Consider the following 15,388-nt stretch of genomic DNA (forward strand, 5'->3'; position numbering starts at 1 on the left):
TTCCGTTGGTCAACCGAACACCTCGCGCCGGTAGGCATCGAAGTCCGCTTGGCTGGTCAGCTGGTCAAGTTCGTATGACGCCGTCACCCAATGTCCCTGACCGTCGGGCGCATCCAACATCACGGTGCGGCCGTCTTCGCAGAGCGTGGCTTCCACGGTCGGCAGGTACGGTCCGCCGCGATCGAGTACGGCAAGGCTCAATCGCATGAACGCGCTAGCGAATGCCATGTCCTGAACTTTCATCTGGCATCCTTTCCTGCTTTAACGCAAAGGCGCCAAACTCCCTCACCAGACCCAGGACGCACGCCTTTGGAATCAGCCATGGCGTACCACATGGCGCCACGGTCGCTGCAGAATGAATGCCGCGTGAATTGCTTCTGAGGATCCCACGGTCCTTCCCAAGGAACAGGCGGGCGCTCTTTAAGCTCGATGATCTTTTGCTGAAGCACCGCAATTCGATCGGCTACCTTCGCGTTCCCCTCGATGACTATGCCCAGCACGTCTAACAGCTCATCCCAAGTAACCGCGCTCTTCAACGCAGCCGGAGACATGGCCTTGCGGACACGGTCCGCATACTCGGAATTCGGCCTCCAACCGGGAGGCGGCGTATCCAAAGGGTGGTTGACGTCCATATTGCGAAACCTCAAGAGCGACGGTTCTGGATGTCGATCAGACTTTGCTTTGCTCGCTCGCCGATAAAAAATCTGGCATTCTCGATCTCGCCTGCGAGATATGCCCGCGCGATTTTGAGATCGATGAGATCCACCTTCGTGAAACTTCGTGAGCTACCCTTTCGAGGCGCCAGCGATCTGACCTTGGCGATTTCGTCACGAAGATGGCTCGCACTGCCGAAGTCATTGCGGGCCAGGGCTTTCCCGAGTCTAATCTCGAGGCCCCAGATATCCGCATCGGTGGGCGCGATGCTGACGACACCGCGCTTTTGACGGGTGCTTGCCCCGAAAATTCTGACGATCGGCACCATTTTTGTCTCCTCGAATGTGTTGGTGCCGGTTTAGCAAATCAACATTGCGGCTCGCGTTACGCGCGCGTTACGAACAGCCGTCGATCGCTCTCTTGAGCTCCTGCTCCAAGGCGAACGCTATTGCCCTCGAGTCTTCGCTATCCCACTGTTTCAGGATCCGCCGTTCGACGAAGCCATCCGCAAGATCTCCCTTGTTGATCTCGAATTTACGGACGACGCCATCGACCTGCGCGGTAATGATGCATCGCCCGGCTTCCTCGCGCGCGCGGGCCGCCTTCTTGTTCGCGCGGTAAGTCCGCATTCGCTCGGCAGGAGTTCTGGGAGCCGAACGGGCGATCGGCGGGCTGCCGGTTTCGCTCATGCCGCGCGCCTCGCGACAAAGCGAACACGTTCGATGGAAGACTGTTGAGCTTGCAAGCAGGCCAGCACCTCGTCGGCGTACCTGCTCTCGATCATGCTGGCCTTGAACTTGGTCGGCAGTTCCAGTGTCACCGCCTCCTCGGTGGCGTCACCAATGCTGGCGCCATCGAACCAGGATCTGAAATTGTCTGAGCCGATCCGATCGCGGATGGCCGCGCCGAGCGGGCCGAGCCCGTCAAGGGCGCTCGGCTCGCGCGCGCGCGAAGGGATTAAACAAGGGATAGAAACAAGGGAAGATTGGTGCGAATGGCGGTTCGCCTTTTCTGTGCTGGCCGTTCGCCTTTTCTCGTCTCGCCGTTCGCCTTTTTTGGCATCAATAGGCGAATCCACGTTCGCCTTTTCCATGCATAGCCGATAGCCGTTCAAGTGCTTACGGCCAGGTGTGAAACTGATGTCGATATGCCCCAAAACCCTCAGCCGCTCGGACGACAGTTGAACGGCGCGCCTGGTCACGCCCAGCGCCTCAGCGGCGCTGCTCTGCTTGAACCGAGCCTCACCCGTGGCGCGATCGGTAACGCTGGCGATGTAGTAGGCCAACCGGAAATCCAGATGTGTAGCCCGCTGGTCGCGCAGGATCCGGTCTAGGCACCAGAGTTTGTGGGCTGTCTGCTGGTCAGCCATCGGCAGCCTCCCGAGCTACCGCCAGAATGGCATCGGCTAGCGCCTCTGCCTCCGCCATTGGGATCCGGATCCGGAGATATCGTTCGCCGCGCTCTAAGCTCGGTATCTCTTGGACGATCACAAGATCGCCGGTCCCGCCGCGGAAGACTTCCGGCGCCATAGTTTCCCTTAATGCGAACCAATCCAAGTTCAACATTGGGCCGGTCCATAGCAAAGGCGCGCAATCGTCGCTGCCGTTTCGGGTGCAACAAAAAACCGCCGGCTTATACGCCGCTGCTGTTGCAGTCGTGAGGCTGCTTCGCTATCTTCAGGTTGATCGCCGCCAAGCAGATCAAAATTCGCGATGCGAACCCCGCCAACCTCGGCGGGGTTTCGTTCTTCAGGGGGCAAGCTTGACCTCCCCTTGAACGAATTCACCGAGAACGCGGGCAGCTGCTGCCGCGCAGTCCTCCTGTGCAATGGGCGCCGACGTGAATGCGATATCTCCGCCAGCCGAGACATGAGAGACCCTGAAGACGGTCTCTCCGCTGCATCGATCGGACTGGGAGCGCACCGTGACAACACCGCGAAGTTGCCGGATGGCGGTCGCATAGATTGGACTGCGTCGCAGGCGATGGACTGACATCAGGTGACCGCCTTGTCGCGCGCGGCCATACGGTCGCGCTGCCACTGCGCGACCTCGGAGGCAGGCCAAGCCACGGCTTTGCCATATCCGATCTTAACCGGACGCGGGAAGGCCGGCGGCTCTTGAGACATCAGATCGTAGATTGTGCTCCTGCCAAGCCCCGTTGCGTGCTTGACGGCATCAAGCCGCAGGAATGTATCTACCGAACCGATACCGTATGAGCCGTTCCTAGCTAGGTCTTCGGCAAGTTGGACTGCCATTGTGATAATCCTCCAAGTGCTGGCCGGACGCGTTCGGCGCGACGTGGAAGATGCTGGCAATGCGGTCGCTTGTAATGCCGCGATTATTTTGTTTTCGCGGCCTTAGATGATCTCTTGCGCTTTGATGCGCCGTGTCGCTCTTTTAGTTGGACCCACATCCTTTGGCAGACCGTTCGGGACACCCCGAACTCCTTGCCAACCCTTTCAAACAGCTCTGCGTTTATCGGCTGCCCTGAATCCGAGAGCGCTCTAATTCTTAGATAGACATTTGGTGCCTTGAGCCAAAGGCGGGCATCATCAATGTGTGTCCCCTTGCTACGCGGCTTGCCGAAAACCTCGTCGAGTGAGGCTGTTTCATAGCGTCGGATTCTCTTAACTCCATGCGAGAATGCATCCGCCGCCCATGTCGGAAGGGGCCAACCGTTGCGAGCACAGAGGTCAATTGCGCTGAAAAGCGAAAATTTGTTGCCCGCCTCGTAGCTCCCCTCATAAGCCTCAAGCATGAGCTGGTCATCGGCCTGAGGCATTCCGGCCTCCAGCACAATAATTCGCCCAGTCCGCCATGAGCGCGCGCCGTTTCTCGAATAAGTCGGTCCGGCGATACGCATTCTCGACCTTGTCGCCGACCGCGTGCGCCAATGCCATTTCCGAAACCTCGTTTGCGTAGGAGGTTTGCTCTGAGGCCCAATCCTTAAACGTCGACCGGAAGCCATGGACCGTAAGGCCGGGCCGAATTGACTTCAGCGCCACCAGCATCTTCTCGTGAGGCAGCTTCTTTTTGGGGTTCTCGCCAGAGAACACGTACCTTGTATCGCGCGACAGATCCGAAATGATCCCGATCATGCGATCGGTTAGTGGCACTCGATGGTCGGTAGCGGCCTTCATGCGGACGGCCGGAATCGTCCACGTCCGGCGATCGACATCAACTTCGCCCGAGTCCCACGTCAGACCAAATGTGTTGTCTGACCGCACAGCGGACAGGATCGTCCATTCGAGCGCGCGAGCTGCGACAGTCTCGAGTTTGCGAAGTTCGATCATGAACGCCGGCAAGTCGGCGTAGGGCATGGCCGGTAGGTGATTGACCTTTGCGACCTTGCTGGGATCGGGGAGCACATTTTTGAGGTGGCCACGCCAACGAGCCGGGTTTTCCCCTTCGCGATAGCCGTGAGTGGTCGCCCAGTTGAGAATGAGCTCGATCCGCATCCGGAGCTTGGCGGCCGACTGGGTCTTGGTTCCCCAAATCGGCTTAAGGACCTTCAGCACCAATGCCGTGTCGACCGCGGCCACCGGAAGAGGACCGAAAACCGGCTCGGCGTACTTCTTGAGGCTGCCCTTCCAAAGCTTGGTGTGCTTGTCGCCCTTCCAGCCGGCCTTGTGGGCCTCGATGTATTCCGCGGCACACTGGGAGAACGTCACTGCCTTGGCGTCCTGCACGCGCCTGGCGAGCCGCAGGGCGCGCTTGGCCTCAATGGGGTCTATTCCCGCCTTGAGGCTCTCCCGCGCCCTATAGGCTCGTTCCCGGGCCTCGTTGGTAGTGATGAAGCCGTCCCGCTTGTTCGTGCTCAGCGGCCCCAGGCCCATTTCCCGGGACGTCGGCCTGCCCGTCCGGCTGGTGTGGCCTCGCATGTAGCGAAACAGCCAGGCCTTGGTGACCCCTCCGTCCTTGCTGGGTGCGACCTGCAAATACAGCCCGCCCCCGTCAGCGTAGCGGCCCGGCTGGTCGATATTTTCGATGAACTTCGGAGTGAGTCGATTAAGCAGCCGCGCCAAAAGTCATCTCCAGCAACCCACGGGCCTACCCACAAATCATTGCCGGATTCTGCTGGAACGTGTCGGACGTGTCTAGACAGTCGAATTGAAGTTATGCCCAATCCACAAGGGTTTTCGTGGATGTCTCAGGAAGTCACCGGACGATCCCGAAGCGGAGGCATCAGCCGCGCCTTCAATTCGACAAAGCTGCCGACATCGGGCGCGGTGCCCTTCTTCACGGAAAGCCTGACACGCTCGAGCTTCGTCATGTCGCGCGGGCTCTCCATCGAGACCACGCGCAGCACGAAGCGATCGGTCTTCTCGCGGATGTCGCGCGTCTCGACGAAGCCGGTCAGCGCCACCGAGAACATCGGCCGCGCCAGCACCGTGTGGCCAATTCGCGCCGTCTTCCACGTCGCTGTCGCAAAGCCCGCCGCGACCGCAGCCAGCATCACGATGGCGGGAAACACGCGGCGCCGCCGCAGCAGCAGCGCCAGCAGGCAGAGCGCAATTGCGACGCCGGCCGCGACCGACAGCACCGGCTCGTGCTCGGCCGCGAAATAGAAGGCGATGCCGGTGCCGAACGCCACCGGCACCCATGGCAAAAGCCGGCCGGCGCCCGCCTCCGCGCGCGCCCATTGCTGCAACGTCTCGATGAAAGGCTGCCAGATGCTGGCGCGCGCCGGGACATAGCCGCCGACGGGCGCAGCCGCACGCGGCGGCCACGTCCCCGCGTAGCCGCGTTTGCCGCCCGGCGTCGTGCCCTGCTCCGCCATTCCGCTTGCGATCCCTGCCGGGACGCGAAACTACCGGAAGCTGTGACCTCGCCGCTAGCGGAACGGATGCAGAATACGGACCGGCAAGGCCGGATACCTGGATCGTCCTGCACCTCGCCTACCCCGCGCCGGGCCACAGCTGCCGCCTGCGTCAAACCGATCGAGCCGAAAGTCTCATTAGGTACCGATCCCATTGGGATTAAACTGCCCTGATGCCTTCACTCCCGGACAGCCAGGGATAAGGCAGTGATAGCTCGCGGCACCTGAAGGCCGCTGGAGCTCCTCTCAGGTGGCTCACAACTCCCCTGAGACCAGGCGTTGCGGACGAACTCGCAAATCTCGCCTGTAACGCCGCGCACCACGCGCACTCCGCGAGCGGATCAATCGCTGAAAAAACGCGAGGAGTAGCGTTTGCATTTGATAGGAGCAGCACATGACAATTCAAGTACCTAGCGATTTTCGTCGCGTGATTGTCGCTGCGTCAGTGGGAAACATCATTGAATGGTACGACTTCTATATCTTTGGCAGCCTGGCCGCAGTTCTGTCGGTCAAGTTCTTTGAGCAATCCCACCCTGTCGCAGCCCTGCTGAGCACGATCGCGCTGTTCACTGCGGGATTCCTGATCCGTCCGCTGGGGGCCTTCCTGTTCGGATGGATGGGCGATCGGGTCGGCCGCAAATATACATTCCTCATTACGCTGACCGGAATGGGCCTTGGAACGGGAGCGATCGGACTGATCCCAACTTATGAGTCGATCGGCCTGACGGCCGCATTCCTTCTATTCGGCTTGCGGATGATCCAGGGTCTATGCTTGGGCGGCGAATATGGTGGCGCCATCACCTACGTCGCCGAGCATGTTCCGGACGACAGCCGCGGCTACTACACGGGCTGGCTACAAACCTCGCCGACGCTCGGGATCGTGGTGTCGCTGGCCGTGATCGTTCTGACCCGGACATGGGCCGGCAATCAGGCCTTTGACGAATGGGCGTGGCGCGTTCCGTTCCTGGTCTCGTTCCTGCTGGTGGCCATCGCCATCTACATCCGCCTCCAGCTCCAGGAGACGCCGATTTTCCAGGAGATCAAGGCGCGCGGACAGATGACCAGGAATCCCTGGCGGGAAGCTTTCCTCAGCGCCAACATCAAGTACATCTTGATCGCCATCGTCGTCCTGATCGGACAGGGCGTGGTCTGGTACAGCGGTCAATTCTGGGCACTGTACTTCCTGCAGCAGGTCTCCAAGGTCGATGCGATTACCTCGGCCTACATCGTGGGAACCGCACTGCTGATCGCAACGCCGAGCCTGATCTTCTTTGGCTGGTTGTCGGATCACATCGGCCGCAAATCCGTGATCCTCGGCGGAATGCTGCTTGCCGCGATCACCTACTATCCGCTGTATCTGTGGCTCGGCATGGTCACGCAGCCGGGGCACATCAACTATCCGGTCGCCGTCTTCATCATCTTCATCCTCGTCTGCTACGTCGGGATGGTGTACGGGCCGGTCGGCGCGTTCCTGGCGGAGTTCTTCCCGGCGAGGATCAGGTACACCTCGGTCTCTGTGCCGTATCATATCGGCAATGGTTGGGGCGGCGGATTGGTGCCGTTCATCACATCAGCCGCCTTCGCTGCGACCGGCAGCATCGGCTACGCGCTGATCTACCCGATTGTCGTTCCCGCGGTGTGCTTCGTGATCGCCCTCTTCATCATGCCGGAGACACGCAAGACCAGAATTTGGGAGCAGATCGAGGAGAGAGTCGCCTCGTGACGGAGCGACCCTGCTGAGGGGCGACTAGAGCATTTCCCGTTCCGATGGAATCGGAACGGGGCTCTAGAAACTTGTTTTTGACGCGTTTTCTTTACGCGAACCGGTATCCATTTCGCTCGAAAACCCTCTACCCCTGCAGCAAGAGTTATGGCCGCCTTCCAGCAAGTGCGGACGATAGTTCTGAATCGTCCCGTACTCGCCGTCTCTGGCGTGATTTCTCTCCAGAGCCTGCATCCGCGTTACGTCGACGCGGCCTGGAGGGGATATGCTCCACGCAATTCCAACCTCTCCGGCCGCCAGTAGCGGTCAGGCCAACGTTTCAGTCGGCTTCCGCTCAGCCAACTCGGTGATGCCAGCGATCGTGCCACCAGGTGGCGAAATCACGATCCATCGCCAGCTCCCAGCAAGCGAGCACGATCACCACGATGCCGGCGAGCACGCTGCTCGTCGTGACCGATCCCTGTTCGTAGCTGAACGTCCAAGGTGCCAACACCAGAGCCAAGCCCATCAGCATCTCACCCCATTCCTCCAGATAGGACGGAATGATGAATGCCTCCACGGCAAACAGCACGACGCCCAATCCGAGCGCGATGGAGATCCAGAGAGCTGCCCCGGAGAAGCCCAGTGCAAACGGCGACGCGACCAGCCAGACGCCCACCAACAGGCTGGCAGCATCCTGCCAGTGTTGAATGCGCATAATCCTCACCTCCTTCTTCCGAAGACATGGTGCGGCGGGGACAAAAAAGCATCTATCCGACCTGCGATGTGTTGCCGCTGCTGATCCGCAAAGCCACGTCCCTCCGGGCGGGAAAGCGCTCTTGCAATCGCGCGGCATCAGGATGCACACTGTCTGCGCTTGACCAGGTGTCAACGTCTGCGGTTCGCGGCCCGACCGGTGTCCCACGGTTGCGCTCAGGACGAGAGGAGTATGACGCCATGCGAGAAACCGAAATCCACGACTATGCGCGGCAATTGCTTGAGGCACATGGCGTCAGGGCCATTGCGGAAGCTGCCCAAAACGCCATCGAGCTCGAAGCAAAAGGCGAGGCCGAGCTGGCCAGAACCTGGCGGCATATCGAAGACGCCATGAAGCTGATGCGCGGGCCGCACCAAAGCTGAGGCCGCCAGCGCGCAGCGCAGAACGTGGAGCAGGATCCGTCTCAAGCCGCCTTGTGGCGACTGAACGGCAGCACAATTTCAACGACGCGGCTCTCCATAACAGGAGTGAAGCCATGTTTCCGACGTGCGCAACAGCCGAAGATCTCGTGAAGGCGATCAACGACGAGAAAGTGCAGATGATCGATCTGCGCTTCACCGATTTGCCGGGGCTATGGCAACATTTTTCGGTCCCGCCGAGCGCGGCGAGCATCGACGCCCTCAGCGAAGGGATCGGATTCGACGGTTCATCGATCCGCGGCTTTCAGGAAATCCATGAAAGCGACATGCTGGTCGTCCCGGACCCGACCACGGCTTTCCTCGACCCGTATTCCCCTGCATCCACCCTGGTATTGATCTGCAACATCCGCGACCCCGTGACCGGTCAATCCTATAGCCGTGATGCCCGCTACATCGCCCAGAAAGCCGAAACCCACCTGAAGGCCACGGGCCACGCCGATATCAGCTACTTCGGTCCGGAGGCGGAATTCTTCGTGTTCGACAGCGTGCGCTACGGACAGGGCATCAATTACGCTTTTCACGAAATCGATTCCGATGAGGGCAGCTGGAACACCGGCTCGGAGGAAGCGCCCAATCTGGGACACAAGCCGCGCCCGAAAGAGGGATACTTTCCGGTACCCCCGACGGACAGCATGCAGGCGCTCCGCACCGAAATGGTGTTGACCATGGAGCAGCTCGGCATCCAGATCGAAGCCCATCACCATGAAGTCGCGACCGGTGGGCAGAACGAAATCGACATGCGCTTCACCACGCTCACGCGCATGGCGGACAATCTGATGATCTACAAATACGTGGTGAAGAACACCGCCCGCCAGAACGGCATGACCGCAACGTTCATGCCAAAACCGTTGTTCGAGGACAACGCGTCTGGAATGCATGTTCATCAGTCGCTGTGGAAGGGCGAGACCAACCTGTTCTACGACAGGGGCGACTATGCCGAACTGAGCCAGCTCGCCCGCCACTATATCGGCGGCCTGTTGACCCATGCCTGGGCATTGTGCGGGCTTTGCGCTCCGACCACCAACTCCTATCGACGTCTGGTGCCGGGCTATGAGGCTCCGATCAATCTGGTCTATTCCCAACGCAACCGATCGGCCTGCTGCCGCATTCCGATGTATTCGCCGAACCCGAAGGCCAAGCGCGTCGAATTTCGCTCGCCGGATCCCTCCTGCAATCCCTATCTGGCGTTTGCCGCGATGCTGATGGCAGGTCTCGACGGCATCAACAACAAGATCGACCCGGGCAGCCCGATCGACAAGAACCTCTACGACCTGCCGCCCGCCGAGGCCAGGGAGGTCAAGTCAACGCCCGGGTCACTGGACCAGGCGCTGGATGCGCTCGAACGCGATCACGCGTTCCTGCTGCGCAGCGATGTCTTCACCGCGGACGTGATCGAAACCTGGCTCGACTATAAACGGAAGAAGGAGGTCGATCCCATCAGATTGCGACCTCATCCCTACGAGTTCCATTTGTACTACGACATCTAGCGGCGACCGCACGCTCTGTGCGGACCAACCGAGTGCTCAATCAGGGGCTCGCCTCCCGCCACAACGGCGTGGGATACCGGAGTCGCCCGTCCAGTCGGGGCGGCCCAACACCCGGAAAGCGCTCCCCGCGGCCTGCGACCTTGGTCCCTCCTCGCCATGCAGCGAGATCCGGATAGCCTGCAAGTTGGGTGCAAGATCGCTTGGACGAGCGGGAGCCGCGAGGCGCACGACGCTCGGCCCCACGCACCGCCTATGCACTCTCCCTGACTACGAGCGCCCGCCGGCCCTCGACCTTTGTGTCACGATCCAGCGCGAAGCTTAGATCAATGGCGTCTGCGACGAGACGTGGTGGCAGGAGATCTTCCAGTCGCCGTCCTCGCGCGCGATCACCCAGGTGATCTTGACGGCGAGCGAGGGCGCATCTCCGTCAAGGAAGAAGGACGCGATAGCGGCCATGTTGACAAGGCCGTCGTTCACCCGCTCGGTCCTGACCTCGCTGAACTGGACGCGCGGTGTATTCCAGCGCGGCAGGCCGTTGAAATACGCCTTCACGCCGTCGCGGCCGCGATAGAGCGTCGGGTTAGAGCCGAAGAAGAACGCGTGCTGCGAATAGAGCGCAGCAAGCGCGTCCGCATCGAGCTTGCTGAAGCCTGCGGACCATCTTGCGATGACGGCGGAGGCGATATCGTCGGCTTCATCAGGCATCGATCGCCTCCCCCTACTTGCTTTGCGCTGGACCGCGCTAACCCTTGCCGCCGACTTCCTTGGCAAAGGTGTCGCGCAGGCCGATGGTGCGGTTGAACACGAGCTTGTCCGGCGACGAATCCGGATCGCGCACGAAATAGCCCTGCCGCTCGAACTGCATCACGTCGGGTGAATTGCTCTCGGCGATCGCAGGCTCGACCCGCGCGCCGGTCAGCACTTCCAGCGACTGCGGATTGAGATCGGCAGCGAAATCGGCCGCATTCGGGCTCGGGTTGGCGAACAGCTGATTGTAGATGCGGATCTCCGCCGGCTTCGACTGCGCCGCCGGCAGCCAGTGCATCGTCGCCTTGACCTTGCGGCCGTCGGGCGCATTGCCGCCCTTGGTCGCGGGATCGTACGTCGCGCGCAGCTCGACGATCTCGCCGGCGTCGTCCTTCACCACGCCGGTGCACTTGATGAAGTAGGCATAGCGCAGCCGCACCTCGTTGCCGGGCGAGAGGCGGAAGAACTTCTTCGGCGGGTTCTCCATGAAGTCGTCGCGCTCGATATAGAGCTCGCGGCCGAACGCGATCTTGCGGGTGCCGGCCTCCGGATTGTCGGGATGGTTGATCGCCTCGATCTCCTCGACCTGCCCTTCCGGATAGTTCTCGATCACGACCTTGAGCGGCCGCAGCACCGCCATGCGGCGCAGCGCGGTGCGGTTCAGCTCCTCGCGGATGCAGAACTCGAGCATGCCGACATCGACCACGCTGTTGGCCTTGGCAACCCCGATGCGCTTGATGAATTCGCGCACCGCAGCCGGCGGCACGCCGCGCCGCTTCAGGCCGGCAATCGTCGGCATGCGCGGATCGTCCCAGCCCGAGACGTGACCGTCGCGAACCAGCTGGGTCAGCACGCGCTTGGACAGCAGCGTGTAGGTCAAATTGAGCCGCGCCATTTCATACTGCCGCGGCTTCGACGGCACCGGCAGCTTGTCGAGCAGCCACTCGTAGAGCGGCCGGTGATCCTCGAACTCCAGCGTGCAGATCGAATGGGTGATGCCCTCGATCGCGTCGGACTGGCCGTGCGCGTAATCATAGCTCGGATAGATCGACCATTTATCGCCGGTGCGCGGATGGTGGGCGTGCAGGATGCGGTACAGCACGGGATCGCGCAGGTTGATGTTGCCGGCCGCCATATCGATTTTTGCGCGCAGCACACGGGCGCCGTTCGAGAACTCGCCGGCCTTCATGCGGCGGAACAGGTCGAGGTTCTCCTCGACCGAACGGTCGCGGAACGGCGAGTTCTTGCCGGGCTCGGTCAGCGTGCCGCGGGACAGCCGGATCTCCTCCTGCGACTGATCGTCGACATAGGCGTGGCCGGCCTTGATCAGGCCCTCGGCCCAATCGTACAGGCGCTCGAAATAATCAGACGCAAAGAAGAGGTTGGTTCCCCAATCGTAGCCGAGCCAATGGACGTCGGCCTGGATGGAGTCGATGTACTCCTGCTCCTCCTTGGTCGGGTTGGTGTCGTCGAAGCGCAAATTGCACTGGCCGCCGAACTCCTGGGCGATGCCGAAATTCAGGGCGATCGACTTGGCGTGGCCGATATGCAGGTAGCCGTTCGGCTCCGGCGGAAAACGGGTCACGATCCGGTTGTGCTTGTGGGAGGAGAGATCGGCCTGGACGATGTCGCGGATGAAGTCGCGCCCTGCCTCTGCCGTCGCCGTATCAGTCGTCATCAAAGGGTTCCCTGGAGGAGTCAGCTCAACCTTCTGCCAAATTCGCGCGGTCGGGCCAAGCCTAGTTTGGAGCCTGGTCTGGCGGGCAAAACGTCAACCAAAGCTTTAGTTATGTCCGGTTCCTGCTATACACCACCGCCGTTCCCGCATACGTCTCGCTTGATCATGACCAATTCCGTCGTTACCCGCTTCGCCCCCTCACCGACCGGCTTCCTCCACATCGGAGGCGCCCGCACCGCGCTATTCAACTGGCTCTACGCCAGGAAGCTCGGCGGCAAGATGCTGCTCCGGATCGAGGACACCGACCGTGAACGCTCCACCAAGGAGGCGATCGACGCCATCCTGGACGGCCTGAAGTGGCTGGAGCTCGATTGGGACGGCGACGTCATCTACCAGTTCAGCCGCGCCGCCCGCCATCGCGAGGTCGCCGAAAGCCTGCTCGCCGCCGGGCGTGCCTATTATTGCTATGCCTCGCCGGAAGAGCTCACCGCGATGCGCGAGAAGGCCCGCGCCGAGGGACGCACCCGCCTCTATGACGGCATGTGGCGCGACCGCGATCCGGCGACGGCCCCGGCGGGCATCAAGCCGACCATCCGCCTCAAGGCGCCGCAGACCGGCGAGACCGTGATCGAGGATCAGGTCCAGGGCCGCGTGGTCTGGCAGAATGAGAACCTCGACGACCTCGTCCTGCTGCGCGGCGACGGCACCCCGACCTACATGCTCGCGGTCGTGGTCGACGACCACGATATGGGCGTTACCCATATCATCCGCGGCGACGACCACCTGATCAACGCCGCCCGTCAGAAGCAGATCTACGACGCGCTGGAGTGGGAGCTGCCGAGCATGTCCCACATCCCGCTGATCCACGGCCCCGACGGCTCGAAACTGTCGAAGCGCCATGGCGCGCTCGGCGTCGATGCCTATCGCGCGCTGGGCTATCTGCCGGCCGCCTTGCGCAACTACCTCGTGCGGCTCGGCTGGAGCCATGGCGATCAGGAGATATTCTCGACCCAGGAGATGATCGACGCGTTCGACCTCTCGGGGATCGGCCGCTCGGCTGCGCGGTTCGATTTCGCCAAGCTGGAAAACCTCAACGGTCACTATATCCGCCAGAGCGACGATCAATCCCTCGTGACCCAGTTCGAGAGCGTGCTGGATTATGTTCCTGACGTCGCCGCGCTGAAGGCCAAGCTCGACGACACCACCCGCGCGCAATTGCTGCGGGCGATGCCGAGCCTGAAGGAGCGCGCCAAGACGCTGATCGAGCTGATCTCCGGCGCCTACTTCATCTTCGCCGATCGTCCGCTCGAGCTCGATCCGAAGGCGACGGCGCTGCTGACGCCGGAAACGCGCGCGCTGATCGGCCGGCTGCGCACCGCGCTGGAAGTCGTGAACGACTGGACGGCGGAAACCACCGAGACCGCCATGCGGAATTTCGCCGAGCAGAACAACCTGAAACTCGGCGCCGTCGCCCAGCCGCTGCGGGTGGCGCTGACGGGACGGACAACGTCGCCCGGCATATTCGACGTGCTGGCCGTGCTGGGACGCCAGGAGTGCCTTGCCCGTCTCGCCGATCAGGCGGCGTAATCCTGCATGGACCCCCTCCAGGGTCCATCTTGCAGCGCACATTGCAATGAGCTACCCATCCCCCGACGCTTTCTTCACAAGCCGTTCCGCCCCGCCACGGGCCGCAAATTAGCGACTGGGCAAGGTCGGTTTTCGCAACGAATTCATCGGGGATATCGCGATGGACGCAAAATCCAGCAAGACAGCCACACTCACCATCGGCAACAAGAATTACGATTTCCCGATCCTGAGCGGCACGGTTGGGCCTGATGTCATCGACATCGGCAAGCTCTACGGCCAGGCCGGGGTGTTCACCTACGACCCCGGCTTCACCTCGACCGGCAGCTGCCAGTCGAAGATCACCTATATCGACGGCGACGCCGGTATCCTCGAATACCGCGGCTATCCGATCGAGCAACTCGCCGAACACGGCGACTTCCTCGAAACCTGCTATTTGCTGCTCTACGGGGAGCTTCCGACCCCGGCGCAGAAGAAGGATTTCGACCATCGCGTGATTCATCACACGATGGTGCATGAGCAGATGGCCCGCTTTTTCCAGGGCTTCCGCCGCGACGCCCATCCGATGGCGATCATGGTTGCCGCCGTCGGCGCACTCGCCGCGTTCTACCACGACTCCACCGACATCAACGATCCGCGGCAGCGCATGATCGCCTCGATGCGGATGATTGCGAAGGTGCCGACGCTGGCGGCGATGGCCTACAAGTACACCATCGGCCAGCCCTTCATGTATCCGAAGAACTCGCTGTCCTTCGCCGAGAACTTCCTGCAGATGTGCTTCGGCGTGCCTTGCGAGGAATACAAGATCAACCCGGTGCTCGCCGACGCGCTCGACAAGATCTTCATCCTGCATGCCGATCACGAGCAGAACGCGTCGACCTCGACGGTGCGTATCGCCGGCTCTTCCGGCGCCAACCCGTTTGCCTGCATCGCGGCCGGCATCGCCTGCCTGTGGGGCCCGGCCCATGGCGGCGCCAACGAAGCGGCGCTCGCCATGTTGTCCTCGATCGGATCGGTCGACAAGATTCCCGAGTTCATCGCCAAGGTGAAGGACAAGAACAGCGAAGTCCGCCTGATGGGCTTCGGTCACCGCGTCTACAAGAACTATGATCCGCGCGCCAAGATCATGCAGAAGATGTGTCACGCGGTGCTGGCCGAGACCGGCCATGGCGACGACCCGATGCTGAAGGTCGCGCTCGAGCTCGAGAAGATCGCGCTCAGCGATCCCTATTTCATCGACCGCAAGCTCTACCCGAACGTCGACTTCTATTCGGGCATCACGCTGAAGGCGATGGGCTTCCCGACCTCGATGTTCACCGTGCTGTTCGCGGTCGCCCGCACCGTCGGCTGGATCAGCCAGTGGAGCGAGATGATCGAGGATCCGCAGCAGAAGATCGGCCGTCCGCGCCAGCTCTACACCGGCGTGGCGCGCCGCGACTATGTGACGATCGACAAGCGCAAGTAAGCTCGCAAGCAAGCTTCATCCTCAAGAGAATCCGAGACGGCGCCATCATCCCCGAT

General features: G+C 61.5%; 16 protein-coding genes and 1 pseudogene. 5 read left to right on the top strand and 12 right to left on the bottom strand.

The features are described 5' to 3' along the window. Positions 1-9: 9 nt before the first annotated feature. The 9 genes and pseudogenes from V5279_RS24490 to V5279_RS24530 all read right to left on the bottom strand — a co-directional run. A complete protein-coding gene (locus V5279_RS24490; RefSeq protein ID WP_338688341.1) occupies positions 10-243 on the bottom strand; it encodes a hypothetical protein in 234 nt (77 codons plus the stop codon). Then, positions 240-632 (bottom strand): hypothetical protein, encoded by a 393-nt coding sequence (locus tag V5279_RS24495; RefSeq protein WP_338688343.1) that lies wholly within the window; start codon positions 630-632, stop codon positions 240-242. The genes V5279_RS24490 and V5279_RS24495 overlap by 4 nt, the downstream gene beginning before the upstream one ends. Before the next feature lie 11 nt (positions 633-643). Beyond that, complete coding sequence (locus V5279_RS24500) at positions 644-982, bottom strand: hypothetical protein (RefSeq protein WP_338688345.1); 339 nt, start codon at positions 980-982, stop codon at positions 644-646. A 67-nt stretch (positions 983-1,049) separates the two neighbouring features. Then, complete coding sequence (locus tag V5279_RS24505; RefSeq protein ID WP_338688347.1) at positions 1,050-1,343, bottom strand: hypothetical protein; 294 nt, start codon at positions 1,341-1,343, stop codon at positions 1,050-1,052. After that, complete coding sequence (locus tag V5279_RS24510) at positions 1,340-2,023, bottom strand: DnaA N-terminal domain-containing protein (protein WP_338688349.1); 684 nt, start codon at positions 2,021-2,023, stop codon at positions 1,340-1,342. The genes V5279_RS24505 and V5279_RS24510 overlap by 4 nt, the downstream gene beginning before the upstream one ends. 624 nt (positions 2,024-2,647) lie before the next feature. Continuing rightward, positions 2,648-2,908 carry an AlpA family transcriptional regulator gene (locus tag V5279_RS24515; RefSeq protein WP_338688708.1) on the bottom strand — a complete coding sequence of 87 codons (261 nt, stop codon included), beginning with the start codon at positions 2,906-2,908 and terminating at the stop codon, positions 2,648-2,650. Between the two features lie 83 nt (positions 2,909-2,991). Beyond that, positions 2,992-3,435, bottom strand: coding sequence for a hypothetical protein (locus V5279_RS24520; RefSeq protein WP_338688710.1), 444 nt, complete (start codon positions 3,433-3,435; stop codon positions 2,992-2,994). After that, entirely contained in the window at positions 3,419-4,678 is a 1,260-nt protein-coding gene (locus tag V5279_RS24525) for a tyrosine-type recombinase/integrase (RefSeq protein ID WP_338688712.1), read from the bottom strand. Before V5279_RS24525 ends, V5279_RS24520 begins: the two co-directional genes overlap by 17 nt. A 149-nt stretch (positions 4,679-4,827) precedes the next feature. Beyond that, positions 4,828-5,433, bottom strand: a pseudogene (locus V5279_RS24530) (DUF4131 domain-containing protein); the annotation flags it as partial. A gap of 433 nt (positions 5,434-5,866) precedes the next feature. On the opposite strand from V5279_RS24530, the gene V5279_RS24535 reads away from it, so the two are divergent. Further along, positions 5,867-7,195 carry an MFS transporter gene (locus tag V5279_RS24535; protein ID WP_166295892.1) on the top strand — a complete coding sequence of 443 codons (1,329 nt, stop codon included), beginning with the start codon at positions 5,867-5,869 and terminating at the stop codon, positions 7,193-7,195. Between the two features lie 334 nt (positions 7,196-7,529). Here the strand turns inward: V5279_RS24535 and V5279_RS24540 are convergent, their stop codons facing one another. After that, complete coding sequence (locus V5279_RS24540) at positions 7,530-7,892, bottom strand: SPW repeat protein (protein WP_338688717.1); 363 nt, start codon at positions 7,890-7,892, stop codon at positions 7,530-7,532. A 239-nt stretch (positions 7,893-8,131) separates the two neighbouring features. Between V5279_RS24540 and V5279_RS24545 the strand changes: the two genes are divergently transcribed. Both V5279_RS24545 and glnA read left to right on the top strand, forming a co-directional pair. Then, positions 8,132-8,314, top strand: a complete 183-nt coding sequence (locus V5279_RS24545) for a hypothetical protein (protein WP_166295895.1) — start codon at positions 8,132-8,134, stop codon at positions 8,312-8,314. A gap of 113 nt (positions 8,315-8,427) precedes the next feature. Next, on the top strand, positions 8,428-9,858 hold the full coding sequence (gene glnA, locus V5279_RS24550) for a type I glutamate--ammonia ligase (RefSeq protein ID WP_338688719.1): 1,431 nt from the start codon (positions 8,428-8,430) through the stop codon (positions 9,856-9,858). Positions 9,859-10,176: 318 nt separating this feature from the next. On the opposite strand, the gene V5279_RS24555 is transcribed toward glnA, so the two are convergent. Both V5279_RS24555 and V5279_RS24560 read right to left on the bottom strand, forming a co-directional pair. Next, on the bottom strand, positions 10,177-10,563 hold the full coding sequence (locus V5279_RS24555; RefSeq protein WP_338688721.1) for a YybH family protein: 387 nt from the start codon (positions 10,561-10,563) through the stop codon (positions 10,177-10,179). A 37-nt stretch (positions 10,564-10,600) separates the two neighbouring features. Then, positions 10,601-12,283: a glutamine--tRNA ligase/YqeY domain fusion protein gene (locus V5279_RS24560; protein ID WP_338688723.1), complete on the bottom strand. Its 1,683-nt coding sequence runs from the start codon at positions 12,281-12,283 to the stop codon at positions 10,601-10,603. A gap of 165 nt (positions 12,284-12,448) precedes the next feature. On the opposite strand from V5279_RS24560, the gene gltX reads away from it, so the two are divergent. Both gltX and gltA read left to right on the top strand, forming a co-directional pair. Then, complete coding sequence (gene gltX, locus V5279_RS24565) at positions 12,449-13,870, top strand: glutamate--tRNA ligase (RefSeq protein WP_338688725.1); 1,422 nt, start codon at positions 12,449-12,451, stop codon at positions 13,868-13,870. Positions 13,871-14,030: 160 nt separating this feature from the next. After that, positions 14,031-15,332, top strand: a complete 1,302-nt coding sequence (gene gltA, locus V5279_RS24570; protein WP_029080813.1) for a citrate synthase — start codon at positions 14,031-14,033, stop codon at positions 15,330-15,332. Positions 15,333-15,388: the final 56 nt, after the last annotated feature.

The sequence above is a fragment of the Bradyrhizobium sp. 26S5 genome, from assembly GCF_036923295.1.
GTDB lineage: Bacteria > Pseudomonadota > Alphaproteobacteria > Rhizobiales > Xanthobacteraceae > Bradyrhizobium > Bradyrhizobium septentrionale.

Excerpts from the sequence above, each read along its gene's own strand:
- V5279_RS24500 (WP_338688345.1), bottom strand. The coding sequence starts at position 982 with ATGGTGCCGATCGTCAGAATTTTCGGGGCAAGCACCCGTCAAAAGCGC.
- V5279_RS24560 (WP_338688723.1), bottom strand. The coding sequence starts at position 12,283 with ATGACGACTGATACGGCGACGGCAGAGGCAGGGCGCGACTTCATCCGC.
- V5279_RS24510 (WP_338688349.1), bottom strand. The coding sequence starts at position 2,023 with ATGGCTGACCAGCAGACAGCCCACAAACTCTGGTGCCTAGACCGGATC.
- V5279_RS24535 (WP_166295892.1), top strand. The coding sequence starts at position 5,867 with ATGACAATTCAAGTACCTAGCGATTTTCGTCGCGTGATTGTCGCTGCG.
- gltA (WP_029080813.1), top strand. The coding sequence starts at position 14,031 with ATGGACGCAAAATCCAGCAAGACAGCCACACTCACCATCGGCAACAAG.
- V5279_RS24515 (WP_338688708.1), bottom strand. The coding sequence starts at position 2,908 with ATGGCAGTCCAACTTGCCGAAGACCTAGCTAGGAACGGCTCATACGGT.
- V5279_RS24505 (WP_338688347.1), bottom strand. The coding sequence starts at position 1,343 with ATGAGCGAAACCGGCAGCCCGCCGATCGCCCGTTCGGCTCCCAGAACT.
- V5279_RS24555 (WP_338688721.1), bottom strand. The coding sequence starts at position 10,563 with ATGCCTGATGAAGCCGACGATATCGCCTCCGCCGTCATCGCAAGATGG.
- glnA (WP_338688719.1), top strand. The coding sequence starts at position 8,428 with ATGTTTCCGACGTGCGCAACAGCCGAAGATCTCGTGAAGGCGATCAAC.
- V5279_RS24520 (WP_338688710.1), bottom strand. The coding sequence starts at position 3,435 with ATGCCTCAGGCCGATGACCAGCTCATGCTTGAGGCTTATGAGGGGAGC.
- V5279_RS24545 (WP_166295895.1), top strand. The coding sequence starts at position 8,132 with ATGCGAGAAACCGAAATCCACGACTATGCGCGGCAATTGCTTGAGGCA.
- V5279_RS24540 (WP_338688717.1), bottom strand. The coding sequence starts at position 7,892 with ATGCGCATTCAACACTGGCAGGATGCTGCCAGCCTGTTGGTGGGCGTC.
- gltX (WP_338688725.1), top strand. The coding sequence starts at position 12,449 with ATGACCAATTCCGTCGTTACCCGCTTCGCCCCCTCACCGACCGGCTTC.
- V5279_RS24495 (WP_338688343.1), bottom strand. The coding sequence starts at position 632 with ATGGACGTCAACCACCCTTTGGATACGCCGCCTCCCGGTTGGAGGCCG.
- V5279_RS24490 (WP_338688341.1), bottom strand. The coding sequence starts at position 243 with ATGAAAGTTCAGGACATGGCATTCGCTAGCGCGTTCATGCGATTGAGC.